This window comes from uncultured Selenomonas sp. (assembly GCA_905372355.1).
Classification (GTDB): domain Bacteria; phylum Bacillota; class Negativicutes; order Selenomonadales; family Selenomonadaceae; genus Selenomonas.
In genome coordinates this window covers 174,566-199,411 of record CAJPOT010000004.1, presented here as the reverse complement: position 1 = coordinate 199,411, position 24,846 = coordinate 174,566, and the positions used below count along the sequence as shown (strand labels likewise).

General features: G+C 57.7%; 24 protein-coding genes. 22 read left to right on the top strand and 2 right to left on the bottom strand.

Annotated elements, in window-relative coordinates; translation table 11 throughout:
* Position 1 precedes the first annotated feature (1 nt).
* The 4 genes from QZ177_RS04105 (at position 2) to QZ177_RS04090 (ending at position 6,816) form a co-directional block, all read left to right on the top strand.
* Entirely contained in the window at positions 2 to 517 is a 516-nt protein-coding gene (locus QZ177_RS04105) for a flavodoxin family protein (RefSeq protein ID WP_294175602.1), read from the top strand.
* A gap of 11 nt (positions 518 to 528) precedes the next feature.
* Positions 529 to 2,154, top strand: coding sequence for a heme anaerobic degradation radical SAM methyltransferase ChuW/HutW (gene hutW, locus QZ177_RS04100; protein ID WP_294175601.1), 1,626 nt, complete (start codon positions 529 to 531; stop codon positions 2,152 to 2,154).
* Between the two features lie 282 nt (positions 2,155 to 2,436).
* Positions 2,437 to 3,600, top strand: a complete 1,164-nt coding sequence (locus QZ177_RS04095; protein WP_156810521.1) for an efflux RND transporter periplasmic adaptor subunit — start codon at positions 2,437 to 2,439, stop codon at positions 3,598 to 3,600.
* 18 nt (positions 3,601 to 3,618) lie between these two features.
* The gene (locus tag QZ177_RS04090; protein ID WP_294175600.1) at positions 3,619 to 6,816 is read left to right on the top strand and encodes a multidrug efflux RND transporter permease subunit; all 3,198 of its coding nucleotides are present in this window, start codon (positions 3,619 to 3,621) and stop codon (positions 6,814 to 6,816) included.
* Positions 6,817 to 6,975: 159 nt separating this feature from the next.
* On the opposite strand, the gene QZ177_RS04085 is transcribed toward QZ177_RS04090, so the two are convergent.
* Both QZ177_RS04085 and QZ177_RS04080 read right to left on the bottom strand, forming a co-directional pair.
* Entirely contained in the window at positions 6,976 to 7,392 is a 417-nt protein-coding gene (locus QZ177_RS04085; RefSeq protein ID WP_294175599.1) for a type II toxin-antitoxin system HicB family antitoxin, read from the bottom strand.
* A 28-nt stretch (positions 7,393 to 7,420) separates the two neighbouring features.
* Complete coding sequence (locus QZ177_RS04080; protein ID WP_294175598.1) at positions 7,421 to 7,603, bottom strand: type II toxin-antitoxin system HicA family toxin; 183 nt, start codon at positions 7,601 to 7,603, stop codon at positions 7,421 to 7,423.
* Between the two features lie 345 nt (positions 7,604 to 7,948).
* Here QZ177_RS04080 and QZ177_RS04075 point away from each other — a divergent pair, with 345 nt between their 5' ends.
* The 18 genes from QZ177_RS04075 (at position 7,949) to QZ177_RS03990 (ending at position 24,797) form a co-directional block, all read left to right on the top strand.
* Positions 7,949 to 8,593, top strand: coding sequence for an amino acid ABC transporter permease (locus QZ177_RS04075; RefSeq protein WP_009644920.1), 645 nt, complete (start codon positions 7,949 to 7,951; stop codon positions 8,591 to 8,593).
* Entirely contained in the window at positions 8,574 to 9,350 is a 777-nt protein-coding gene (locus tag QZ177_RS04070) for an amino acid ABC transporter ATP-binding protein (RefSeq protein WP_294175597.1), read from the top strand. Before QZ177_RS04075 ends, QZ177_RS04070 begins: the two co-directional genes overlap by 20 nt.
* Positions 9,351 to 9,371: 21 nt before the next feature.
* A complete protein-coding gene (locus QZ177_RS04065) occupies positions 9,372 to 10,568 on the top strand; it encodes an N-acetylmuramoyl-L-alanine amidase (protein WP_294175596.1) in 1,197 nt (398 codons plus the stop codon).
* A 34-nt stretch (positions 10,569 to 10,602) separates the two neighbouring features.
* A complete protein-coding gene (locus QZ177_RS04060; RefSeq protein ID WP_294175595.1) occupies positions 10,603 to 11,694 on the top strand; it encodes a hypothetical protein in 1,092 nt (363 codons plus the stop codon).
* 29 nt (positions 11,695 to 11,723) lie between these two features.
* Positions 11,724 to 12,671, top strand: coding sequence for a hypothetical protein (locus QZ177_RS04055; RefSeq protein WP_294175594.1), 948 nt, complete (start codon positions 11,724 to 11,726; stop codon positions 12,669 to 12,671).
* Positions 12,661 to 13,344: a glycosyltransferase family protein gene (locus tag QZ177_RS04050; protein ID WP_294175593.1), complete on the top strand. Its 684-nt coding sequence runs from the start codon at positions 12,661 to 12,663 to the stop codon at positions 13,342 to 13,344. Before QZ177_RS04055 ends, QZ177_RS04050 begins: the two co-directional genes overlap by 11 nt.
* 26 nt (positions 13,345 to 13,370) lie before the next feature.
* Positions 13,371 to 15,482: a hypothetical protein gene (locus QZ177_RS04045; protein WP_294175592.1), complete on the top strand. Its 2,112-nt coding sequence runs from the start codon at positions 13,371 to 13,373 to the stop codon at positions 15,480 to 15,482.
* A gap of 44 nt (positions 15,483 to 15,526) precedes the next feature.
* On the top strand, positions 15,527 to 16,270 hold the full coding sequence (locus QZ177_RS04040) for an NAD-dependent protein deacylase (RefSeq protein WP_294175591.1): 744 nt from the start codon (positions 15,527 to 15,529) through the stop codon (positions 16,268 to 16,270).
* A gap of 161 nt (positions 16,271 to 16,431) precedes the next feature.
* Positions 16,432 to 17,208: a GTP-sensing pleiotropic transcriptional regulator CodY gene (codY, locus tag QZ177_RS04035; RefSeq protein ID WP_294175590.1), complete on the top strand. Its 777-nt coding sequence runs from the start codon at positions 16,432 to 16,434 to the stop codon at positions 17,206 to 17,208.
* Positions 17,209 to 17,536: 328 nt separating this feature from the next.
* Positions 17,537 to 17,950, top strand: a complete 414-nt coding sequence (gene flgB / locus QZ177_RS04030; RefSeq protein ID WP_294175589.1) for a flagellar basal body rod protein FlgB — start codon at positions 17,537 to 17,539, stop codon at positions 17,948 to 17,950.
* A 51-nt stretch (positions 17,951 to 18,001) separates the two neighbouring features.
* Complete coding sequence (flgC, locus tag QZ177_RS04025; RefSeq protein ID WP_006191289.1) at positions 18,002 to 18,445, top strand: flagellar basal body rod protein FlgC; 444 nt, start codon at positions 18,002 to 18,004, stop codon at positions 18,443 to 18,445.
* Between the two features lie 70 nt (positions 18,446 to 18,515).
* A complete protein-coding gene (gene fliE, locus QZ177_RS04020; protein WP_006191290.1) occupies positions 18,516 to 18,815 on the top strand; it encodes a flagellar hook-basal body complex protein FliE in 300 nt (99 codons plus the stop codon).
* A gap of 73 nt (positions 18,816 to 18,888) precedes the next feature.
* Positions 18,889 to 20,478, top strand: a complete 1,590-nt coding sequence (gene fliF / locus QZ177_RS04015; protein ID WP_009645016.1) for a flagellar basal-body MS-ring/collar protein FliF — start codon at positions 18,889 to 18,891, stop codon at positions 20,476 to 20,478.
* A 1-nt stretch (position 20,479) separates the two neighbouring features.
* A complete protein-coding gene (fliG, locus tag QZ177_RS04010) occupies positions 20,480 to 21,496 on the top strand; it encodes a flagellar motor switch protein FliG (RefSeq protein WP_265070143.1) in 1,017 nt (338 codons plus the stop codon).
* A 16-nt stretch (positions 21,497 to 21,512) separates the two neighbouring features.
* Positions 21,513 to 22,280: a FliH/SctL family protein gene (locus tag QZ177_RS04005; RefSeq protein ID WP_294175588.1), complete on the top strand. Its 768-nt coding sequence runs from the start codon at positions 21,513 to 21,515 to the stop codon at positions 22,278 to 22,280.
* A complete protein-coding gene (gene fliI / locus QZ177_RS04000; protein ID WP_009644896.1) occupies positions 22,277 to 23,704 on the top strand; it encodes a flagellar protein export ATPase FliI in 1,428 nt (475 codons plus the stop codon). The genes QZ177_RS04005 and fliI overlap by 4 nt, the downstream gene beginning before the upstream one ends.
* A 15-nt stretch (positions 23,705 to 23,719) precedes the next feature.
* The gene (fliJ, locus tag QZ177_RS03995) at positions 23,720 to 24,172 is read left to right on the top strand and encodes a flagellar export protein FliJ (RefSeq protein WP_009644960.1); all 453 of its coding nucleotides are present in this window, start codon (positions 23,720 to 23,722) and stop codon (positions 24,170 to 24,172) included.
* Between the two features lie 10 nt (positions 24,173 to 24,182).
* Positions 24,183 to 24,797 carry a lytic transglycosylase domain-containing protein gene (locus QZ177_RS03990; protein ID WP_198003297.1) on the top strand — a complete coding sequence of 205 codons (615 nt, stop codon included), beginning with the start codon at positions 24,183 to 24,185 and terminating at the stop codon, positions 24,795 to 24,797.
* The last annotated feature ends 49 nt before the right edge of the window (positions 24,798 to 24,846 follow it).

Here is a 24,846-nt window from a genome sequence, read left to right as displayed (position 1 = left end):
CATGCGTACAATAGTAATTTATTCGTCCCTTACAGGAAACACAAAGAAGGTCGGTGAGGCGATTGCGAGTGGTCTGCCTGCAGGAACAGAGGCGGTTCCCGTCAAGGACGTGCCCGCCGATCTTGCCGACTATGACTGCGTATTCGTCGGCTTCTGGGTTGACCGCGGCACGGCGGATCAGGCGACGGCAGAGCTTTTGCCGAAACTGAGGAACAAGCATGTAGCGCTCTTCGCGACGCTCGGTGCAAATCCGAAGTCGCCTCATGCAGCTGAGAGCCTGGACAAGGCGGCAGAGCTTCTGCCCGAGGGCAAGACACCTGTCGGCAAGTTCATCTGCCAGGGCGCCGTCGATCCCAAGGTCATCGAGATGATGTACAAGATGTATCCGAAGGGGCATGCCCATGGGCAGTCGCCCGAGCGCGATGCGCTTCATGCTGAGGCGGCGAAGCATCCCGATGAGGCCGATTTGGCGGCGGCGAAGAAGTTCGCTGAGGAGACGATGGCGAAGATTTCATGAGGTGAAGCGTAATGGCTTATAAATTGAAAGATATGTTCGCTGCCGATACCGAGGAACAGCGCGAGCTGCAGTTCGGCAGGGCGGCGAATGACCCGCTGACGGAAGCTTTTCCGAGAAAGCGCGTCGTTCATGCAGGCGTGCGTGGTGAGGTCGTGCCGCCCGCTGAGGCGCAGGAGACGTGGCTGCGTATCATGAATACGCCAGCGAAGAAGGGCGAGGTGCAGGCGGCATACATCCACATTCCGTTCTGCAAGACGAAGTGCCTCTACTGCGGCTTTTTCCAAAATGCCGCGCATCAGTCGGCGGAGGATGACTACGTCGAGGCTCTGATCGAGGAGATCGAGGCGTCTGCGGACGCGCCGCGCCTCAAGGGCGGCCTCATACACGCCGTCTTCATCGGCGGCGGAACGCCGACGTCGCTTTCGGCGGAAAACGCCGCGCGTGTCCTCAGCACGCTGCGCCGCGTCCTGCCCTTGGCAAATGATTACGAGCTGACGCTCGAAGGCCGCATCCATGACCTCGTGCCAGAGAAGATCGAGGCGTGGCTCGCGAACGGCGTCAACCGCATCTCGCTCGGCGTGCAGTCTTTCGATACGAAGGTGCGCCAGTCGCAGGGCAGGATTGAGACGAGGGAGGAAGTCCTCGAACGGCTCAAACTTCTGAAGTCTTACGAGCAGTGCTCCGTCGTGCTCGACCTCATCTATGGTCTGCCCGGGCAGTCGATGGAGGTCTGGCAGCAGGATCTCGACGATCTCATTGCCTCGGGCATCGACGGCGCGGATTTCTACCAGCTCAACGTCTTTGAAGGAAGCGACCTCAACAAGCGCATCGCCGAGGGCAAGCTCGATCCTGCTGCGACGACGAAGGAGCAGGCGAAGATGTATGCTTTCGCGCACGACTACATGAAGAAGCGCGGCTGGCGTCAGCTCAGCATGTGCCACTGGGCGAGCAGCAACCGCGAACGCAGTCTCTACAACGCGCTTGCGAAGAAGGGTGTGCCGATGTTCCCCTTCGGCAGCAGTGCGGGCGGCTTCCTCGAAGGCTACGCCGTCATGCTGCATCGCGTGCTGCAGCCCTACGCCATGCTCGTGGCGAGTAATCAGAAGCCCATCATGGGGCTTGTCAGGCAGTCGGAGATCCAGCCGTTTTCCAACTGCGCCGTCAGCATGTTGGAGCAGGGCTGGATGGACGTCTCACGCCTCACGGCGATGGACGAGCGTCTCGAAGACCTGCGCTGGCTCTATGAGCTTTGGGCAGAGCGCGGACTTGTCGTCTTCAACGGCGTGCAGTACGAGCTGACGGTTGCGGGCAAGTTCTGGGAGGTCAATATCGCGCAGACGACGGTCGAGTGCATACAGTACCTGCTGACGGGCGAGAATGAGATGAGTGTTGAGAGCATCGCGGCGCAGGACAAGAAGCATGGCGAAGCGAAGGAAAAGATGCACGGCGTTGGCATGAACGGCGTGCCGTCCATCGAGATGATGCAGCGCATGCAGAAAATGGCGAAGGGCGGCATGCCGTCCTTGAAGGTGCTCAAGGAGTTCGCTAAGGAAGTCGGCATTCAGGGCATGCCGACGATGGAAGATATGCGGCGTCTTCAGAAGATGATGGAAGAGCGGAAAGTCGAGGAGGAATAAGGGTTTTTCAGGGAGGCGCGGATAGGATGAAGTCCGTCCGATTGGCACGGAATTTCTTCGCGCTTCCTTAAGGCAGGGTGCAGTCGTTCGCGGCTTTCCCTGTCCTTTCTTTTTCTTGACTTTTCCATTTCTTTCATATACTATTGAGAGTTATAAGGGCGGGTTTGCCCTTCTGAAAGGTAAAAAATTTTGAAGCGCCCCGCAGTCTCGGAAAGCAGGCGAGGGGAAGAAGGGGGCAGAGGAATCTTGTTTTTCCTACAGAAGAAAACGGTCGGTTTTTCCATGCTTTTGGCGGCAGCCGTTCTCTCTTTCGCCGTGTTCTTGAGCGGCTGTGGTGGACAGCAGGGCATGCAGAAGGGACCGGCGCAGGTCAAGGTCATGAAGGCCATGCAGCAGGATGCGCCGATCACGAGCGAGTATGCGGGTCAGATTGCGGGCAAGGACGAGGTCAAGGTGCAGTCGAAGGTTTCGGGTGCCGTTGTCGAGAAGTATGTGAAGGGCGGCGACTTCGTCACAGCGGGGCAGCCGCTCTATCGCATCGACTCGCGTCAGTATGAGTCCGCTGTCTGGCAGGCGCAGGCGGCGCTCGCGCAGACGGAGGCGACGCTGAGCAACGCGCGCGTCGATCTCTCGCGCTATGAGGCGCTCTACGAGGCGGCAGCGATTCCAGAGCAGACGGTGGCGACGCAACGTGCGAACGTCAGCGCCTATGAGTCGGCAGCTGAGGCGAATGCAGCGCTTCTTCGCCGCGCGCAGCAGGATCTTGCCGACACGACGATCTACGCGCCGATGACGGGGCAGCTCGCCGTCGACGATGTTGCCGTCGGCACGTTCGTCACGGCGGGCAATACGACGCTCGTGACGGTCGGCACGAACGATCCCGTCTACGCGACGTTCAGCATCAGCGAGACGGATTACTTGAAGTTCATGGGCGCCGCCATGCGCGGCGAAGGCGCTCCTTCGGCGCGTGTGTCGCTGACGCTTGCGGACGGCACGGCATATCCGATCGACGGGCGCATCGTCGAGACGGATCGCGCCTTGAAGGACAATACGGGAACCTTGAAGATCAAGGCGCTCTTCGACAATCCTGGCGGCCTTCTGCTGCCCGGCATGTTTGCACGCGTGAAGATCTCGGGACAGACGGTGCCGAACGCCATTCTTGTGCCCGAGCGCGCCGTGCAGCAGCTTCTCGACAAGTCCTTCGTGATGGTCATGGAGGATGGCAAGTCGAAAGCGCGCACCGTGACGCTCGGAGACAAGGTGGGCAGCTTCTACATCGTCAAGGACGGTATTTCGGCGAATGATCTCGTCGTCGTCGAAGGTCTGACGAACCTGCAGGAGGGCGTCGAGCTTTCTCCGACGGAGGTCACGGCAGCCGACATGGGCTTCTCGCTCGAAAACGATATGAAGGCATTTGACTCCAGTGTGAGCACGTTGGGCAAATAGGCATAGGAGGGCATGAACTTGTCTAAGTTTTTTATCCATCGGCCGATTTTTGCCATCGTCATCGCGCTTTTGATCGTCATCTGCGGCGTCATCGCGGGGCTTCAGCTGCCGATTGCGCAGTACCCGCAGATCTCGCCGCCGACGGTCACCGTCGGTACGATGTATACGGGAGCGAGCGCGAGCGTCGTCAATCAGACGGTCGCGCAGATCATTGAAGATCAGGTCAACGGCACGCAGGGCATGGACTACATGAGCTCCAACTCGGATGACACGGGGCGCTACAGCCTGACGGTCACGTTCGAGACCGGATCGGACGGCGACATGGATTCGGTCAAGGTGCAGAACAATGTCGCCGTGGCGACGGCGAGCCTGCCCGACGACGTCAAGACGGTCGGCGTCACGACGAAGAAGGCGTCGAACGACATGGCGATGATGGTCTCCATCTATTCGAACAGCGACCTCTACGACAGTACGTTCCTCAAGAATTACGCGACGATCTATCTCCTCGATAAGATTAAGCGCGTGCATGGCGTCGGCGACGTCCAGATCTTCGGCTCGGACTATTCGATGCGCGTCTGGCTCAATCCCGACAAGCTCGCAGAACTCGGACTCACGGTCTCCGATGTTGCAGCTGCGATCAAGGAGCAGAACGTGCAGGCGCCGGCGGGTACGATCGGTGCGATGCCCGTGCCCGAGATGCAGGAAAAGCAGGCGACCGGCAAGGTCAACGGTCGTCTCGTGACGCCCGAGCAGTTCGGCAATATCATCGTGCGCGCTTCGGGCGACGGCAGCTTCGTGCGCCTCAAGGATGTCGCGCGCGTGGAGACAGGCGCGAAGACGAACAACATCGTTGCCAAAGCGAACGGACATCCGGCGCTTGCCATGGGCGTCCAGCTCACGAGCGACGCCAATGCCATGCAGACGGTCGCTGCCGTCAAACAGGTCATCGACGAGGCGCGGCCGAACTTCCCGCCCGAGATGCGTTGCGATACGATCGTGGACAGCACGAACTATATCCGTGAGTCTATCACGGAGGTCGTGCACACCTTCGTCGAGGCGCTTCTCCTCGTCGTGCTCGTCATCTTCGTGTTCCTGCAGAGCTGGCGCGCGACGCTGATTCCGCTCCTGGCCGTGCCCGTATCCTTGATCGGCACGTTCATCGCGTTCATCGCGCTTGACTTCAGCATCAACACGTTGACGCTCTTCGCGATGGTTCTCGCCATCGGTCTCGTCGTCGACGACGCCATCGTGGTCATCGAGAATGTCGAGCATCACATGGAGGAGGGGCTGAACGTCATCGACGCGACGGAGCGCGCGATGGACGAGGTGCAGGGACCTGTCGTGGCGATCGCCTTCGTGCTCGCCGCCGTCTTCGTCCCCGTTGCTTTCCTCGGCGGCATGATGGGCGTGCTCTACAAGCAGTTCGCCCTGACCATCGCCATTTCCATGGCAATTTCGGCCTTTGTCGCCCTGTCCTTGACGCCGGCGCTTTGCGCTTTGATCTTGAAGCCGCACGCGAAGGACAAGGCGGACAAGAAGGGCATTCTCGACCGCTTCTTCGCTGGCTTCAATAGATGGTTTGACAAGACGAAGAGCGGCTACTTGGGCATTGTCGCCAAGATGATTCGCAAGTCGCGTTTCGCCATTCTCTTCATGGTGCTCGTCTGCGCCCTTACGGCGATCGTTTACAAGAACATGCCGTCGACCTTCGTACCGGATGAAGATCAAGGCTTTTACATCGTTTCCGTAAGTCTGCCGCCCGGCACGTCGACCAACGTCACGCAGGAGAGCATAGATAAAGTGCAGGCCTCTCTCAAGGAGCTGCCCGGCGTCGATATGGTCATGGCCATCAACGGTTTCGATATCCTGTCCTTCGGCGCGAAGTCGAGCGCGGGCACGATCTTCGTCGGACTCGATCCGTGGAGTGAGCGCACGACGATCGAGACGAACCTCAACATGCTCATCGGCAAGACCTTCGGCATCGGCGCGAAAGTCGCGCCCGAGGCGCAGGTCATCGCGTTCAATATGCCGGCTCTGCCGGGACTCGGCATGGTCGGCGGCTGGACGATGCAGCTGCAGGATATGTCAGGACATACGGAAGAGGAGCTTGATGCAATCACGAAGCAGGTCTTGCAGGCGATGAACCAGCGTCCCGAGCTGCAGGGCGTGCGGACGACGTACAGTACCGATGCGCCAATCTATAATTTCGAAATTGACCGTGAGAGGGCCAAGCAGCTCGGCGTGCAGCTGAGCGACGTGTTCACGGCTCTGCAGGTCAACTTCGGCGGCTATCAGGTCAATGACTTCAACCAGTTCGGCCGCACCTACAAGGTCATGATGCAGGCGGATATGCCGTATCGCTCGGAAGTCGAGGCGACGCGCTTCATCTTCGTCAAGTCGAGCGCGGGCACGATGGTGCCGCTCGATACGCTCCTGAAGCCGAAGCGCGGCACGGGCGCACCGATTATCTCGCGCTTCAATTCGGCGCGTGCCGTGCAGATCCAGGGCAACGCAGCTTCGGGCTACAGCTCGGGCGACGCGATGCGTGCGGCGGAAGAGGTGGTCGCCGAGGTCGCGCCTGCAGGCTTCAACGTCGAGTGGTCGGGTCAGAGCCGCGAGGAGAAGACGGCGGGAAGCTCGACGCTGCGCGTGCTCGCCTTGTGCTTTGTATTCGTATTCCTTTGCCTCGCGGCTCTCTACGAGAGCTGGAGCGTGCCGTTTGCCGTGCTTTTAACAGTGCCTACGGGCATTCTGGGCGCACTCCTTTCCGAGTACGTGCTCGGCATGGGCGGCATGATCCTGTTCCACCACATGAATTCGGGGCTGCAGGACAGCATCTACATGCAGATCGGCATCATCATGATCATCGGTCTGGCGGCGAAGAACGCGATCCTCATCGTCGAATTCGCGAAGGTGCGCGTCGACCGAGGCATGGAGCCGGTCAAGGCGGCGATCGAGGCGGCGGGTCTGCGCCTGCGCCCGATCCTCATGACGAGCTTCGCGTTCATCATTGGCTGCCTGCCGCTGGCCTTTGCCACGGGTGCGGGCGCTTCTGCGAGAAACGGCATGGGCGTTGCCGTCGTCGGCGGCATGCTGTTTGCGACGATTCTCGGCGTGTTCCTGATCCCTGTGTTCTACGTCATCGTGGAGTGGATTGCCGCGAAGCTCGGCATGCTCAAGCAGGCGAAGAAGAAGACGCCGGTCGATTATATGTGATAGTGTTGGAAGATGCGGCTTGCTGCACTTCCTAAAAAAAGAAGCCGTCCTGCGGGGCGGCTTCTTTTTTCTAGGAATAGAAACGGGGTTGTTGCATGAGTTGAGCGATATGATGCCGAGCGTTTGATTTATGTGCGACATCCCCTCCTCTCGCCGCACTCAGATGGCGGTTTTCTTCTCGTACAGGTCAGTGAGCGCGTCTTGCAGGACTTTGGAGATGTTGAGCTGCTCGGCTTCGGCGAAGGTGTTGAGCCATGCGGGAATCGTGAGATTTTTGCGGACGGATTTGCTGCCGTACTTGGCGGCGTAGGCATCCATGTCGAGCGAGAGTAGGCTGACGAAGCCTTCACCAATCTCGGGATCGGGATGAATGTCCGCGATATTGCTTGCGGGCGGCACTTCGTTGCCATCCTCAAGCTCGCCGAGAATCCATCCCGAGGCGGCATCCTCGCCCATGGCAATGGCCTCGGAGAGAGAACCGCCCTCGCTTATGCAGCCGGGCAGGTCGGGGACGACGACGGTAAAGCCGGGATTCACTTCGCAGGGATAAAATACGGCGGGATATACCAGGTTCATATAGAAGCCTCCTTTCGGAGACGGGCTGTTATTGTAAGCCTGCCATCCGCAAGACAGATTTAACGGTTTTTGGGTCGAGGTCGCCAGGGTGATTCGGTATCGTGATCTTTCCCTTCTTCTCTGGATGCTTGTAGTGCATGTGCGAGCCGTTGGAGCTGTCGAAATACCAACCGTCCTTTTTGATGATCCGTTCAAGTTCCTTGAATCTCATCGTGGTCACTCCTCCTATTCATATTATACATATTATGCGCATATAGGTCAAAAGAAAATGTTGCTTTTGTAAAAATATTTTATCCATCAGAGAAGAAGAGGTGGGACGATTGTTGTGCCGACGGCTTGGGATATGTCCGCAGATGATATGTCTTGGCCATGGAATGTGCGCATGGACATACTTGCGACAGCCCATGCGGACGGCGAGCACTTCGTGCGTTTTCCTATGCTGCATATCTATTTTCTCCTAAAAATATGGGCGAAAGGGAAAATTTGTGATAAGATAGAAGGGCAATCGTCGGAGCGGCGCAAAAAGCGACGCTTCCGAAAATAAGGAGAGAAATCTATGGAACAAATCATGGGGACGGCGCTCTTGATGATGGAGGGCGCACAAATCACGCTGGAAATCTTCTGCGTGACGCTCCTCTTGTCACTGCCCTTGGGGCTTCTCGTCGCGCTCTGCCGCATATCGAAGCTCGGGCCTTTGCGTCTCTTGATGGAGTTCTACATCTGGCTCATGCGCGGCACGCCGCTGATGCTGCAGCTTCTCTTCGTCTACTTCGCCCTGCCGATGGTCGGCATACGTCTGCCTGACATCGCGGCGGCGCTCCTCGCGTTTACGCTCAACTATGCGGCGTACTTCGCGGAAATCTTCCGCGCGGGCATCCAGTCGATCGGGCGCGGGCAGTATGAGGCGGCGAAGTCGCTCGGCATGACGTACACGCAGACGATGCGGCGCATCATCGTGCCGCAGATGATCCGCCACGTCCTGCCGCCTGTGAGCAACGAGACGATCAACCTCGTCAAGGATACGTCACTCATCTACATTCTGGCGATGAACGATCTCCTGCGCGTGGCGCGTACGATCGTGCAGCGTGAGTTCGACATGACGCCGTTTTTCGTGGCGGCTGTCTTCTATCTCGCGATGACGTTCGTTCTGACGTGGGGATTCAAGAAATTGGAGGCGTACTATGGCAAGTACGATGAATGAGCTGGCAATCCGCATGCACGGCATCCATAAGAGCTTCGGGGCGAACGAAGTGCTGCGCGGCATCGACCTCGTGGCGAAACGCGGCGAGACGCTTTCCATCATTGGCCCTTCAGGCTCGGGCAAGTCGACGCTGCTGCGCTGCATCAATCGGCTGGAGGACATCGACAAGGGTTCGATCGAGATCGACGGGGATTTCCTCGCTGCAGAGAACGAGGATGGTCATACGGAGTACGCTTCGAGCGGGAAGTGCCGCACCCTTCTGCTGAAGATGGGCATGGTCTTTCAGCAGTTCAACCTCTTCCCGCACATGACGGTGCTGCAGAATCTATTGGAGGCGCCTGTTGAGGTCAAGGGCATGAAGCGCGAGGAAATCCTGCCGACGGCGGAGGAACTTCTCCGAAAGGTTGGACTTTTTGATAAGCGCGACGCCTATCCTGCACGCCTGTCGGGCGGGCAGCAGCAGCGCGTCGCCATCGCGCGTGCTCTCGCCATGCGGCCCGAGATCATGCTGTTCGACGAGCCGACGTCGGCGCTCGACCCCGAGCTCACGGGGGAGGTCTTGAAGACGATGCGCGAGTTGGCGGCAGAGCACATGACGATGGTCGTCGTGACGCATGAGATGGCGTTCGCGAGAGAGGTGTCGCAGCAAGTGGTGTTCATGGCGGACGGTACGATCGTGGAGCAGGGGAAGCCCCGAGACCTTTTCCAACAGCCGCAGGAGGAGCGCACGCAGGCGTTCCTGCGCAACATGCTTTAAGGTTTGACAGGAGGGTTTCGCATGAACGTGTCGTTTCGTTGGCTTTTCTTTTTCGTTTTCGCTGTGGGCGCTTTTTTCTTGAGTTTCCCGGCATTTCCGACGGCGCAGGCGGCTTCTTTGGCTCAGATCAAGAACGTGCGCGTCCATGCGGACAAGGAGAAGGTGCGCATCGTCGTCGATGCGGACGGCGAGGTTGACTACAAGTCGATGACGCTCGCCTCGCCCGGGCGTGTCGTCGTTGACCTCTCAGGTGCACGCCTCTCGCCTTCTGTTGCAAAGAGCCAGAAGATTGAAAGTCAGTTCGCGACGAAGGTGCGCATCGGGCAGTTCAATCCGACTACGGTACGCATCGTCGTGGAGACAGAGATGTACAAGAGCAGCAGCAATTACGACGTGTTTTCTCTGGAAGGCGGCCCTGTGCCGTACCGCGTGGTCATGGATTTCGGCAATCTTTCGGGCAGTGCGGGCAGCAGCGCGTCCTCCGCAGGGGGAACTTCTTCGGGCGGTTCGAACATCGACTTCGAGCGCGGGAGAAATCCGTCGGGAGAAGTGGAGACGGCGGAAGGATCGGATGATGCGTCTTCCGCAGGGGCGGCCTCCGTGCCGGCGCGTCCGAGAAGCCAGAGCAGCGCAGCGCCGGGCATTGACGGCAAACGCATCGTTCTCGATCCCGGGCACGGCGGCAGCGACACGGGCGCCATCGGGCCGACGGGCGTGACGGAAAAAAGCATCGCGCTCCGCATCGCGAAAAGACTCAAGACGCTCTTGGAAGCCGAGGGTGCAGAGGTCATTCTGACGCGCACGGAGGACACGGAGGTTTCGCCGAAGAAGGCGAAGGCGACGGATGTGGAGGAACTGCAGGCTCGCTGCGACATCGCGAATCAAAACTCGGCGGACATCTTCCTCAGCATACATCTTGATGCTTTCTCCGGACCTGAAGCGCACGGCACGACGGGCTACTATTACGAGATGGGATCGGCTGACAGCACGCGCCTTGCCGACTGCGTCAAGCGCGGCGTGTTGCGCCGTCTCGGTACACTCGATCGCGGCACGAAGCCGTGCGCCTTCTATGTGTGCCGTCATACGGATATGCCCGCGATGCTCTTGGAGACGGCCTTCGTTTCCAATCCGCGCGAGGAGCAGATGATGAATTCGGAGGAAGGCGTGGAGAATGCCGCGCAGGGCATCGCGGCAGGAATTGCCGAGTATTTCCAATGAGATGGGATGCACCCGCTGCGGTGGGAAAGCCACGTTGAGAAAGGAAGATTTCATGGAGAAGAAGGCGAGATTGGATGGAATCCTGATGGGCGAGGAGGAGCGCAGGAAGCGCTTTTATCGCCGTGCACTGCCCGAAAACCGCACGCTCAAAGAGGCTCTGGGCTGCCTGTCGCGCGAAGAACTGGACGACTTGGCATACAACCTCTGCCTGGAGGAGACGGATGACATGACGTTGCCTGCGCTCATCGACACTCTTTTGCCTGCCGCCGTGCAGTTTGCCGAACGCTGGCTGCCGTCGGCGTTTGAGGAGCAGTACCAGGCGTTTCGCCATATACAGGACAAGGGCGGGCTTGCCGATGACTTCCGCGAGGACGATGTGCGCATCGACTACCTGTGCGGACTTGGCATCATGGCGGTCGGTGCGGATGAGGGCAAGCTCTATTGGTACATGCCCGAGGAGATGACCGAAATCTTTAAGAAGCTCGATTCCGCAGCTTATGAGGATGCCGTGCATCTCAATACGGAGATCATGCGCCTCGCGACAGGACTTCTCTTCTACTATGGCTTCCTCGACTACGATAAGCTTTTCGCCATGGTCAACGCTTATCTCGAAGAGGGTCAGCGCCTTGACTTCGCCGCCTTCATGGGCGTGATGCTCAACGGCTCCTGCTGGCACAAGGAAGTCGTTGGCACGGAGCGAGGCTTGGCGTATCATACGCTTTTGAGTGCACCGTGGCTCGAAAGAGAGCAGAAGGAGAAGGAGGATCTTCCTTTTGCCGAGATTCCTTACGGCAAGGTTTACGATGCGGGAGAAGAGGGCTATATCGAGGCGACGCTCGCCTACAAGAAGCTCGCGCAGTTCTTCATGGCGAAGCTCTCGATGGAGGTTCTGCAGGCAGCGGAATCCGTCGGAAAGATTCTCCTGCTCTTCCAGAACGGCGGCAGCATGAAGGACGTCGCCGTGTTTTTGGAAACGTTGGGCAAGCTTGACGATGAGGCGGCAAAAGAGGAGATGACGAAACTCGTGATCGCTCTGCACGCGACGACACGCCTGTGGCGGCTCAAGGGTCATACACCGGATGAACTCAAGGAGAATGCGCGCGAGATGGCGCGCAAGATGCATTGAGGGACGCGGGTGAAGAGCGAGGCGATCTCATGGAATATGGCGGTGGCTTGCTGCGCTTTCTCGCGCCGACGCGCTCCGCACTCTCCGTGCTCGTCGTGGAAAGCCTCGCCTATCTGCCAAAACTGCGCGAGATGATGCCTGCCGCCGCGCTCTTCGCCGTGACGGCGGAACTGGATGATGCCGATGCACCCGAACTGCAGGGACTGGATGTCTCGTGGTTCTTCCTCGACTACCGCGATACACCTTTGCCGTTTGAGAGAGAGAGCTTCGATTATATCCTCGCCGACCGCTGTCTGGAAACGGCGGGAAATCCGCAGGACATTGCTGCGGGGTTCGGCCTCTTCCTGCGGCCGACGGGCTATCTCCTGACGAGCTTCTTGAACGTACGCCATTGGAGTGTCATCGAGGATCTGCGCGGCGGGCATTTCTATGCGATCGTGCGTCGTCTCTTCGCTCGCCCTGAGATGGAGACGCTGCTCGCGGCGTCCTTTTATAAGGAGGTTTCTTTTCTTCCTGTATGGCGTGAAGCGCCGCAGGGCGTGATCGAGCGGTTGGAAGCAGCGGAATTTGAAAATTCGGGGCGCGACTTGGAAGCGAAGTTTTGGCTCTGCCGTGCGCGGCGCACATCGGACGAGGTCGCACCTCTGAAGGAGTGCTTCACGCCCGCTGTGCGCCGAACTCTTGTGACGCTCCTGCGCCGCCTTGAGTACGGCATAGAGGTGGAAGAAAATGCAGCGGCGCTCTGGCAGCTCTGCCGTGAGGAAGGAATCTTCCTCGAATACCTCGTGGACTTTGCCGCGCAGACCATCGTGCATCAGAGGGATCTCTTGCGCGTGCTCCTGCAGACGGCAGAGTCGCAGCTGGCGCGAGAGCTTGCCGAGGCGGCACGACGCAGGCTTCCGTGCGGCGAGGTGCGGGAGGCCTTGCAGGAACTTGCGGCAGAAGGCGTGAAAGGAGCGGCGGAAGATGAAGGATGAGAGGGCGATCGCCTTCATCACCTGCGTCAACGATGAGGCATGGTACGCGGAGTGTCTGCTCTACCTGCGCCATCTGCGTTTGCCTGAAGGCTTTCGCGCCGAGTATATCGCCGTGCGCGACGCCGCGTCGATGGCGGCGGGGTACAACGAGGGTATGGCGAGGTCGCGGGCGCGCTACAAGGTCTATCTGCATCAGGACACCTTGCTCGTCAACAAGGATTTTCCACGGGCGATGTTGAATATCTTTGCAGATGAGAGCATCGGCATGATCGGCGTCATCGGCTGCCGTTCGCTGCCCGCAAGCGGCGTGTGGTGGGACGGGCTTCGCTGCTATGGACGCGTGCTTCATGCGTGCGAGGCGGAGAGCATCGTCGACACGCACATGAAGGAGCCGGACGGCGAGAGCATCGATGTCGAAGCGGCGGACGGACTCTTCCTTGCGACGCAGTACGACGTGCTCTGGCGCGAAGATCTTTTCACGGGCTGGCATCTCTACGACACGTCGCAGTGCAAGGAATTCTCCAGGCGAGGGTTTCGGACGGTCGTGCCGAATCAGGAGGCGGGATTTTGGTGCATCCACTGTCCCGTGGAGAAGCCGCTCGCCAAAAGCTATAAGGAGTATCAGAAGATCTTTCTCCGAGAGTACGGCGCGGAATTGTGCCCGGAGGTTTAGACTATACTTGTTGGAGCGTGTGCTTTATGGACGACAAAGAGAATTGGATCGGAATAGCCAACCGATTTGCAAACCAGGGCGATTTTCGCGGCATGCGCGCTTCGGCGAAGGAGATTTTGCAGATCGTGCAGGAGGACGCGGACGCCTATGCCATCATGGCAGAGGCGTCCTTCTATATGGATGAGCGCGAGCAGGCGAAGGAATACATGGCGCGTGCCGAAGAGCGCGAGCCAGGGAACTTGCGTGCGCGTCTCGTACGCGCCGCATTCTTCTCCGCGGACTTCGCCTTGGAGGAGGAAATCAAGGAGCTTCTCTCCATCGTGCAGGCGACGGAGAAGGTCGCTGAATCGCTTTGGACGCAGTCGCTTCGCTATGTGCGCTTCAAGGCGCTTGCATGGCTCTCTGACGCGTGGCTTCTCGCGGCGGAGCCGGAGTTTGCCATGAACACGCTTCTGGCAGCGAGTGATATGCTGACGGGCGAGGAGGCGGCGGAGTGCTACAGCAAGGCGCTCTTCTGCTCGAATTACCGCACGAGGACGCCCGCCGAATCCCTGCGTCTCCATCGCGGCTACGAAAAATTTTTCGAAGGCGTCAAGATCTGTCATCCGTATCGCACCGAGGCGGCAGAGGCGGGGGCATTGCAGCCGAAGGCGACGCTTTCCGTCGGGGAGGCCATGGCGGCGGCCAGAGCGGAAGCCGATCGCGAGCGGCGCGGTGCGGCGCTTGTGGCACAGCAGGCGAAGCAGGAACGCGAGCCTCTTTCGCGTCTCGTGCAGAAGGCCTTGCCGAAGCCGCAGTATGAGGATTCACTTCGCCTCTGGGCATGGGAAGCGCGGGCAAATCAAAGGCGCATGGAAGAGGAAAAGGAGTACGAGGCGTTCAAGAAAGAATTGGAAGAGGAGCGAAGAAGCAAGACGCGGCGAGAGGCGCGCGTTGCCTCGCTTTTTGGCGGTAACGCACACCTTTCGCCGTCTCCGGTGCCGAGAGCTCAAATGGCGGCTTTCCGCATCCAGCCGACGGCGCCGCCTGTGGGAGAGAAACGCACGCGTACCTTCAGTCGCAAATTGCGCATTGGCTACATCTCGCCCGATTTCCGCCTTCATGCAGCGGCGTATTTCTTCATGCCGCTCGTGCGCGATTTTGACGCCGCTTCGTTCGAGGTCACCTGCTATGCGCGGGGCAAGCGCGACCGTGTGACCTCGCTCTTTCGCCAGAAAAGAGTACAGTGGAAGGATGTCTCGCGCCTCTCGGCTAGGGATGCGGCGCGCCTCATCGAGAGGGACGGCATCGACATCCTCGTCGATCTTGCCGGGCACACGCAGGGAAGCGGTCTGCCCGTGCTCGCCCGGCGGCCTGCGCCCGTGCAGATGACGGCGATCGGCTACATGGCGACGACGGGGCTTCGTGCGGTCGACTATTTCCTTTCCGACATCTATTGCTCGCCGTGGGACATGGGCGCGCGCGGCTTTTCAGAGAAGGTGCTGCGCATGCCGCACAGCCACCTCTGTTATGCGCCCGTGCTGCGCGATATGCCGAAGAACGGCGGGAAGGCGCCGTTTGTGAAGAATGGCTATATCACGTTCGGCAGTTTCAATAACTTCTCCAAGGTATCGGACGATATGCTCGCCTTATGGCGTGGCGTGCTTGAGCGCATGAAGGGGGCGCGGCTCGTCGTCAAGAGCAAGATCTGCAGCATTGCGGCGGGCAGGAAAATCGTAAGGGACCGTCTGCAGCGCTTCGGCATATCGCTCGCTCAGGTCGAGCTCCGCCCGTACAGTCCCGATTATCTTGAGCAGTACACGGACATCGACATCGCGCTCGACACCTTCCCTTATACGGGCGGCGTCACGACGTGTGAGGCGCTCTACATGGGCGTGCCCGTCATCACGAAAGCGGGCGGCACGCACGGCTCGCGCTTTTCGACAAGCATCTTGGAAAATGCGGGGCTTTCACAGCTCGTAGCGCGAGGTGATATGGAATACGTGCGAAAAGCCGTGGAGCTTGCGGACTCGCCCGACATCCTGCGCCGCCTGCATCGCGACCTGCGCGCGCGCATGGAAGCCTCGCCACTGATGGATGCGAAGGGCTATATGAAGGACTTGGAAGATATATACCGCGAGATTGCTGAGGACGTTTGAATTTGCAGGATGCACGGAAAATGGCAGAAGAGGGGGCGAAAGCAATGAAGGATGAAAAGATCGCCGTGTTTCATGATTTATTGAAGGAAAGTGACAATATCGTATTCTTTGGCGGCGCCGGCGTCTCGACGGAATCGGGCATTCCCGATTTTCGCAGCGCCACGGGAATCTACAGCAAGATGCTCGCACAGCACGTTTCTCCCGAAGAGCTTGTCTCGCATACGTTTTTCGAGCGCTGCCCTGAGGAGTTTTTCGATTTTTACCGCAAGCGCCTCGTTTATATGGAAGCGAAACCGAACGATTGCCACAAGGCGCTCGCCGCGCTTGAGCGCATGGGAAAGCTCAAGGCCGTCGTCACGCAGAACATCGATGGGCTGCATCAAGAGGCCGGTTCTTCTTGCGTCTTGGAGTTGCACGGATCGATTCGGCGCAGCTACTGCATGGACTGCCATGCGTTTTATGATGAAAGGTTCCTGCAGGCGAGTGAGGGTGTACCGCATTGTACGAAGTGCGGTGGTATCGTGAAGCCGGATGTCGTGCTCTATGAGGAAAGCCTCGACGCCGATGTGCTCGATGCTGCCGTACGCGCGATTGCTGCGGCGGATCTCCTCATTGTTGGCGGCACATCGCTCGTCGTCTATCCGGCGGCGGGACTTCTGCGCTGTTTCAAAGGCAGGCATCTCGTACTCATCAACAAGACGGCGACGAAGGCAGATGAAAGAGCGGATCTCGTGATCCACGCCTCCTTGGGCAAGGTGTTCTGCGAGGCGATGGTCGGCCTGACATGAAAGTGTGGGCCTTCTCTCGTGCTATTGACGAAAAAATCAAGAAAAATTCAACATTTCTTTCCCGCATCTTTGATTATTTAGAAAAATGTGTTAAAATGAAGGTGTAGGCAATAGCCTGAATTTGGAAGTCGTATTGCCGTGGAGAAAGGAATGGAGTTTGCATGGCGACATTACTGGAGAAAACGAGGAAAATCAACCGTCTGCTGCAGCGCGCGGAAAGCGTCGAGTACGACAGCATATCGCGCGTCTTGAGTGTGGTGATCGATGCGAATGTCTATATTGTGAACAAGGCGGGCAAGATCTTCGGACATGCCTTCATCGATGATTTCGAGTGCGACCTGATGCTTGCAAACGTCGTGCAGCAAGGAAGCTTTCCCAAGAGGTATGTGAGCTGGCTGCTGAAGATGGACGAGACTTCGCCGAACTTGAAGTCGAAGACGGGAATCTGTGCCTTCACGGAGGATACGGACTGTCGATTTGAGGGAAAGAATACCACGATCGTGCCGATCTATGGTGTAGGTGACCGCATCGGCACATTGATCATCGCGAAGTATGATACGGACTTTACGGAAGCCGATCTGATCCTTGCCGAGTACGGTGCGACGGTCGTCGGCATGGAGATGCTGCGTGACCGCACGCAGCAGATCGAGATCGAGGCACGCAAGAAGGCGACGGTGCAGATCGCTCTGGCGACACTCTCCTTTTCGGAGGTCAAGGCGGCGAAGAGCATCTTTGGCGAACTGGAAGGATCCGAGGGACTGCTCGTCGCCTCGAAGATCGCGGATCGCGCGAAGATCACGCGCTCCGTCATCGTCAATGCGCTGAGAAAATTCGAGTCGGCGGGGCTCATTCAATCGAAGTCGCTCGGCATGAAGGGAACGCACATCAAGGTGCTCAATCCTTATTTGCTCGAAGAACTTCAACGGGTGGAAAACTGAAGAAGCAAGGAAGGGGACTGGGACATGCCGAGGCATGAACCCGCCCCTTTTTTCTTGCCCCTTATAGGACTATTTTACAGTCGTTAAAAAAAACTGAGAAATGGAGTGAATCATTTCCGATTTTATGGTAGAATAGAAAGTGCAAAATCATGATGGATAAATTTGTTAATCATGATGTATGGATTTGGGCAATGATTTTCAGCTTGTACGCGAAGCACATTTGCTTTTTGCTTCGCCTTTTTGAAAAAAGAAGTTCGACGGGAAAGGATTTTTTCTCATTTCGTCGAACTTTAGAGAGAGTTATAGGGAAAGGATGTGGAACACCGCAATGCTGGAGCAAATCGTAGGCAACAGGGCGCTCGACGTTATGCAGCGCGGTATGGGGGCGGCGAACCTTCGACAGGAGGTCATCAGCCACAACATCGCCAATGTTAACACGCCGAATTTCAAGAAGAGCAATGTCGTGTTCGAGGATCTTCTTGCGAAGGAACTTGATCTCGATGCTGAGGGCGGGCTCAAGGTCGTGCGTACGCATGATCGCCACATGCCCATTCCTTTCCGGGGTAGGGCTTTGGCGAAGATTGAACTGGACCAGTCGTCTTCCATGCGTTACGACAAGAACAATGTGGATATTGATGTCGAGATGGCGTCTTTGGCCAAGAACAGTCTGTATTTCAACGCTTTGGCCAGGCAGGTCGGAGCCGGGTTCTCTCAGATGAGAAGCGTCATTACCGGGCAGTGATTCGCCGGGTGTATGATGCAAGATTTCGGATGATGCAAGGAGAGTAGAAAAATGAGCATGTTTGGAGGAATCGATGCTTCCGCTTCCGGACTTACGGCGGAGCGTCTGCGCATGGATGTAATTTCAAACAATATCGCGAATGCGAACACGACACGTTCAGTTGAGGGCGGTCCGTATCACAGGCGTTACGTCGTTTTTCAGCCGCGTGAGAGGGGTAAGGAGGACTTCGCTTCTACCTTGCGCCAGAAGCTCGATAATCAGGCAGGAAATGGTGTGCGCGCTATGAAAATTGAAGAAGATCGGTCGCAGGGGCCACTGGTTTACGATCCTGGTCATCCTGATGCGAATGCGGACGGTTATGTCGAGCGCCCGAACATCAACATCGTGCAAGAGATGGTGGATATGATCACGGCTTCGCGTGCCTACGAGGCGAATGTGACGGCGATCAACGCCGCCAAGGGCATGGCGCAGAATGCGCTGAATATCGGCAAGTAAAGAGAAGGCTGCACGACGTGTGCGCCAGAAATAGTAAGAGTAAGCGGTTACGGATTGAGGTGGAAAGAACATGCAGGTGGAAGCGCTGCAAATGACGCCGGTGCAGATGACTGGCCAAAGTCATCTGGGGGAGACCGAACAGAGAGAAGTGAAACCTTTTCATGAGTTCCTTACGGATTCCCTTGGCGAGGTCAACGGACTGATCAAGGAGTCCGAACGACTCAATATGGAACTTGCGGCAGGACGCATCACCGATGTGTCCGAAGTCGTCATTGCGAGTGAGAAAGCGGGCATTGCCACGCAGCTCACGATGCAGGTGCGGAATCGTGCGGTTGAGGCCTATCAGGAAATTATGCGCATGCAGGTCTAAGCCTTGGGCAGGAACGATCAGCCAAAGCCAGGCAGGGCTTCGGCAAGCATATTGAGGCGAAGGGATTGAGGAAATGGCAGAGTGGAAAGAGCGCTACCTGGAGCTCTGGAATAATTACAGCAAGCGGCAGCGATACATGATCATCGGCGCCGCAGCTCTCGTATTCATTGCCATTGTTGCCGGCAGCATCATCTATGGCGGTAAGCCGGACATGGTGCCCTTGTTCACAAATATGGAAGCGAAGGATGCCGGCGAAGTCGCGGCGAAGCTCAAAGAGAACAAGGTGAATTACGAGATACAGGAAGGCGGGCAGGGTACGACAATCCTCGTTCCTGCGAAGAGCGTTGACAGCACGCGCCTGGATTTGGCTGCCGAAGGTCTGCCCAGAGGTAATAAGGGCTTCGAACTTTTTGATGACAGTAAGCTCGGCGTGACGGAGTTCCAAAACAAGGTTAATTACCTGCAGGCGCTGCAAGGTGAACTTACGCGCACGATCGAACAGATCGACGCGGTTGAGAAGGCGCGTGTACACATTGTCCTGCCGGAGGACAGCCTTTACAAGAAAAATGAAAAGCCGGCGACGGCATCCATCATGTTGAAGCTCAAGGCGAACATGCAGCTGTCCAAGAAAGAGGTCAAGGGTATTGTGAATCTTGCTGCGCACAGCGTGCAGGGACTGACGCCCGAAAATATCACGATCGTCGATGAGTCGGGGAAGATCTTGAATGACCCCGATGAAAACAATGATGATGGCGTGGGACAGAAGACGCTGACGCAGATGGAGATGACGAAGAAGGTTCAGGACAATCTGCAAAAGAATGTCCAGAGCCTCCTCGACGCATCGCTCGGCGAAGGCAAGTCGTTCGTGCGCATCAGCGTCGAGCTTGACTTCGATCAGAAGACGACGGATTCGCAAACTTACACGCCTGTCGTAGATGAGTCGGGCATCGTACGCAGTCAGCAGACCACGAGCGAGAGCTATGCGGGCACATCGACGCAGCCCGGCGGCCCTGCCGGCACACAGTCCAATGTGCCTGGCTATGTGGAGCAGAACAACAACTCGCAGGCACAGTATGAGCGCAAGGAAAATACGACGAATTACGAGGTCAACGAGGAGAAGCGCAAGATTGTCGCTTCGCCCGGCTCAATTCGCCGCTTGACGGTTGCTGTCCTCGTCAACGACGATGTGACGCAAGCACAGCAGGAGAGTATCCTGCGCTCCGTGCGTTCCGCGGCTGGTATCAATCCTGACCGCGGCGATACGGTCTCCGTCGAGCCGCTGCCGTTCAGCACCGAGGCACGTGACAAGAAGCTTGCCGACGAACAGGCGGAACGTGATCGACTTGATCGCGAGTTCTACCTGCAGCTCGCCGCTTTCCTCCTCGTCATTGCGCTGATCGTTGGCAGCATCCTCATGTATCGCCGCAAGAAGCGTTTGGAGCAGGAGGCCATCGAAGAGCAGCGTCGTCAGGAAGAGCTCGAGAGACAACGCCTCGCCGAGGAACGTGCTGCGCAGATCGAGGCAGGCGAGGTTACGGAGGAAGAGCTTACGGAAGAAGAGCAGCGCCAGCTCAATGAGATGCAGGCAATTGAAGAGATGATCATGCATACACCGGAAGACGCGGCTATGTTGGTCAAGCAGTGGCTGGCGGGGGATGATTGATATGGCTGAACAGAAGAATCCGCCCTTGACGGGGCGACAGAAGGCGGCAGTCCTCTTCATCGCACTTGGCGCCGAGAGTTCGGCACTCCTCTTTCAACATATGAATGAGGAAGAAATAGAGTCTGTAACGCTGCAGATTGCGAATCAGAAGAAAGTGCCAGCCGACCAGAAAAAAGCGGTCATCAGTGAGTTCTATCAGATGCTCATGGCGAAGAGCTATTTGTCGGCTGGAGGCCTTGAGTATGCACAGAACATCTTGGAAAAGGCTCTTGGTGCAGAGAAGGCGAAGCTCATTCTCAGTCGCCTGACGGCAAGTCTGCAGGCACGTCCGTTCGACTTTCTGCACAAGACCGATCCGAGTCAGCTCTTGAATTTCATCCAGAACGAGCATCCGCAGACGATCGCTCTGATCATGGCTTACCTCGATCCCGATCAGGCGGCGATTCTCATGGGATCTCTGCCGCCCGACAAGCAGGCGGAGGTCACGAAGCGCATCGCGACGATGGACCGCACGTCCCCGGACATTATACGAGAGGTGGAGAAGGTCTTGGAGCGCAAATTGTCCTCGCTCGTCACGCAGGACTTTACCTCGGCGGGCGGCGTAAAGGCTGTCGTCGAGATCCTGAATCGCGTCGACCGTACGACGGAAAAGACGATCACGGAAACACTCGAGGTCGACAACCCCGAACTTACGGAAGAGATCAAGCGCCTCATGTTCGTTTTCGAGGACATCGTCGTACTCGACGATCGCTCGCTGCAAATGGTGCTCAGAGAGGTCGACACGAAGGATTTGTCACTCGCCCTCAAGGCTACGCCGAAAGAGGTTGCCGACAAGCTCTACAAGAATATGTCGAAGCGTGCAGCCGATATGCTGCGTGAAGAAATCGAGTTTATGGGGCCTGTCAAGATTCGCGACGTCGAAGAGGCGCAGCAGAAGGTTGTCAATGTCATCCGCAGCTTGGAGGACAAGGGTGAGATCGTCGTTGCACGCGGAAAGGGTGACGAGATGATTGTCTAGGATAATCAGAACCACGATGTGGCAGGAAGAAGCTCGCATCGTTGAGCCGCCGCCTCCGCCGCCGAAGCCCAAGGTGCTCCCTAAGGAACTAGAGGGTGTCACGGAGGAATCGCTTGCTGAGCGCCTTGCCTATGTAAGGGAAAAGGAGCTGAAGGCGGATACCTTGCTTGAGGAGACGCGCGAGAAGTGTGCGATGATGGTGCAAGATGCCGAGTACGCGAGCGAACGCAGCGAGGCGGATGCGCGCAATCTCGCCGAGGAGATCAAGGAAGAGGCGCGCGAAACGGGCAAAGCGGAGGGCTTCGAAGAAGGGCACAAAGCGGGGATGAAGAAGGCTGCAGAAGACTGCGAGGACATCCTTGCAGCAGCGAACGATAAGGCGGGCGCCTTGATGAACGCGGCGCTTGAGGCTCGCAAAATCTATCTGCAAATGGCAGAAGAGGATGTCACAAGTATAGCGATGCATGTCGTCGAGCAGATTCTGCCGCAGCATTTCATCGATGCGCCGCAGATCGTCCTGCCTCTCGTGCGCAAGGCCTTGATGAAGGTGCGCGATCAGGCGGAAGTCGTTGTCTACGTCGCACCGGACTCCTACGAATTCGTGCTTATGGCACAGTCGGAGTTTCAGCAGATGCTTGAAGGACAGGCGGTGCTCCTCGTCAAGTCGGATGCCGGACTCAAACCTGGCGACTGCGTGCTTGAGACACCGAATGGCAATGTCGATGCGCGTTTGGCGACGCAGATTGAATTGGTGAAGAAAGCAATACAGGAAGTGTGTTTATGAATGACTTGCAGGAAGTTCGCGGGACTTCTGAATGGGAAACTTCATCATGGGAGGACGAGGTGCAGCCTGTCGTCTTTGACGACGGAGGCGACGCCGTCCTGACGGGCGATGGGCGTCTGCGCATCAACGTGCAAAAGTTCCTCGACGCCGTAAGTACCTGTGAGTCAATCAAAATGAGCGGCAAAATCGTGCAGGTCATCGGACTCGTTATTGAATCTGCGGGGCCGAACGTGAGCATGGGCGAACTTTGCTATGTGAAGTCACGCTTCCCGCATGTCGAACCGATACCGGCAGAGGTCGTGGGCTTTCGCGATGGACATGTGCTCTTGATGCCCATCGGCGAGATGCAGGGAATCGGTCCTGGTTGCGAGGTTGTTTCGGCGCAGAGGACTCTGCAGGTGCAAGTTGGCCCGGAACTTCTGGGCCGCGTCCTCGACGGACTCGGCGAGCCGATCGACGGCAAGGGGCCGCTCCTTTGCAAGCGCGACTATCCGCTGCAGGCCGATCCACCGTCGCCGCTCGAACGGCCGCGCATACAGGACTCGCTCTACGTTGGCGTGCGCGCTATCGACGGGCTTATCACACTCGGCGATGGGCAGCGCATCGGTATCATGGCGGGGTCGGGCGTTGGCAAGTCGACGCTCCTCTCCATGATCGCGCGCAATACGGAAGCCGACATCAGCGTCATTGCACTCGTCGGCGAGCGCGGGCGCGAGGTCAAGGAGTTCATTGAACGCGACCTCGGCGAGGAGGGCTTAAAGCGCTCCGTCGTCGTCGTCGCTACGTCGGATAAGCCGGCGCTCGTACGCATCAAGGGCGCGATGACGGCGACCGCCATCGCCGAGTACTTCCGGGACCAGGGCAAGCGCGTCGTGCTCATGATGGATTCCGTCACGCGCTTCGCCATGGCACAGCGCGAGGTCGGTCTGACAATTGGTGAGCCGCCGGCGACGCGCGGTTATACACCGTCGGTGTTCGCGCTCCTGCCGCGCCTCTTGGAACGTGCAGGGACGAGCCGCAAGGGGTCGATCACAGGCATCTACACTGTGCTCGTCGATGGCGATGACATGAACGAGCCAATCGCTGACGCCGTGCGCAGTATCCTTGATGGCCACATCGTCCTGTCGCGTGCCATTGCCGCACAGAACCATTTCCCTGCTATCGACGTGCTCGCAAGTGTCTCGCGCGTCATGAACGAGGTTGTCGATGATGCACACCTCAAGGCGGCGCAGAACTTGCGTGCCTTGATGGCGGTCTACAAGGAGGCGGAGGATCTCATTCACATCGGTGCCTATGTCAAGGGGTCGAGCCAAAAGATCGATACAGCAGTCGCGAAGATCGATGCGATTAACGACTTTCTCTGCCAAGGGATCTTCGAGCAGAGTTCCTACGAAGAGACGGAAAAGGCGTTGGAAGCAATCTGATGAGGGGTGCGCCTGATGAAGAGATTTCGCTTCAAATTGGAAACCCTGCTGAAGGTCACGCGTTCGAAAAAGGAAGAGGCTGAAGTGCAGTTTGCTGAGGCGTCGAGGAGGCTCGAAGCAGACAAGGAGAAGCTCGGCGAACTTCTGGCGGAAATGCAGCAAGGCAAGAAGGATTATGATCGATTGACGGATGGGCATACGATTTCTCTCGGACGGCTCTTGACATTCAACAGTTTCTTCGAATGGAAAAGGGGACAGATTGAAAATCAACAGGAGCAGATTCTCAGAAGCCGCGCAGAACGGCAAAAAAGACTCAAAGCGCTCCTGCTGATTATGAACAAGCTTAAGAGCATCGAGCAGCTCAAGGCGAAGCGGCTTCAGCAATACAAGGAAGAGGCACTTCTCGAGGAGCAGAAGCTTTTGGATGAGATTGGCTTGCAGCTCTATATGCGGGGCATAAACATGTAGGATAAGGAGAATGAACGTGATGGAACTCTCGGGCGTTGAGGCAATACAGGCGAGAATATCTGAAATCCAGAGGAGATTCGGCATCGAAGGCCCCGTGCCCGGCACGGCGGTTGGCTTCCAGCGAGCATTGGATGCTGAACTCAAGAAGAACGACGGCGCGACCCCGCCGCAGACGACTGGGGTGGGAGCGACAGCAAAGACGGATGCCGCAAAGATGACGCCCACCGAGGCTTCCACACAGCTTTCTGGCGCATCGAATGAGACGACGCGATTCATCCAGGAAGCCGCGGCGAAGTACGGACTTGACTCGCGCCTCGTCGCTGCTGTCGCAGAAGCGGAGTCAAGCGGCAATCAGAGTGAGGTGTCCGACGTCGGAGCCGTTGGCGTCATGCAGCTGATGCCAGATACGGCGGCAGCGCTCGGCGTCAATCCCTACGACGAGAAGCAGAATATCGAGGGTGGTGCGCATTACCTCAAGCAGATGCTCGATACGTTCGGCGGCGACATGAAAAAAGCGATTGCTGCCTACAATGCAGGCCCTCAGGCGGTTAAGGACTATGATGGCGTGCCGCCTTACGCTGAGACGCAGAATTACGTGAATAAGGTTCTCGACCTCTATCGATAAAGAGATGCGGGGAATGAAGGAGGGACTTTTCGCTGGGAGAGTCCTGCGC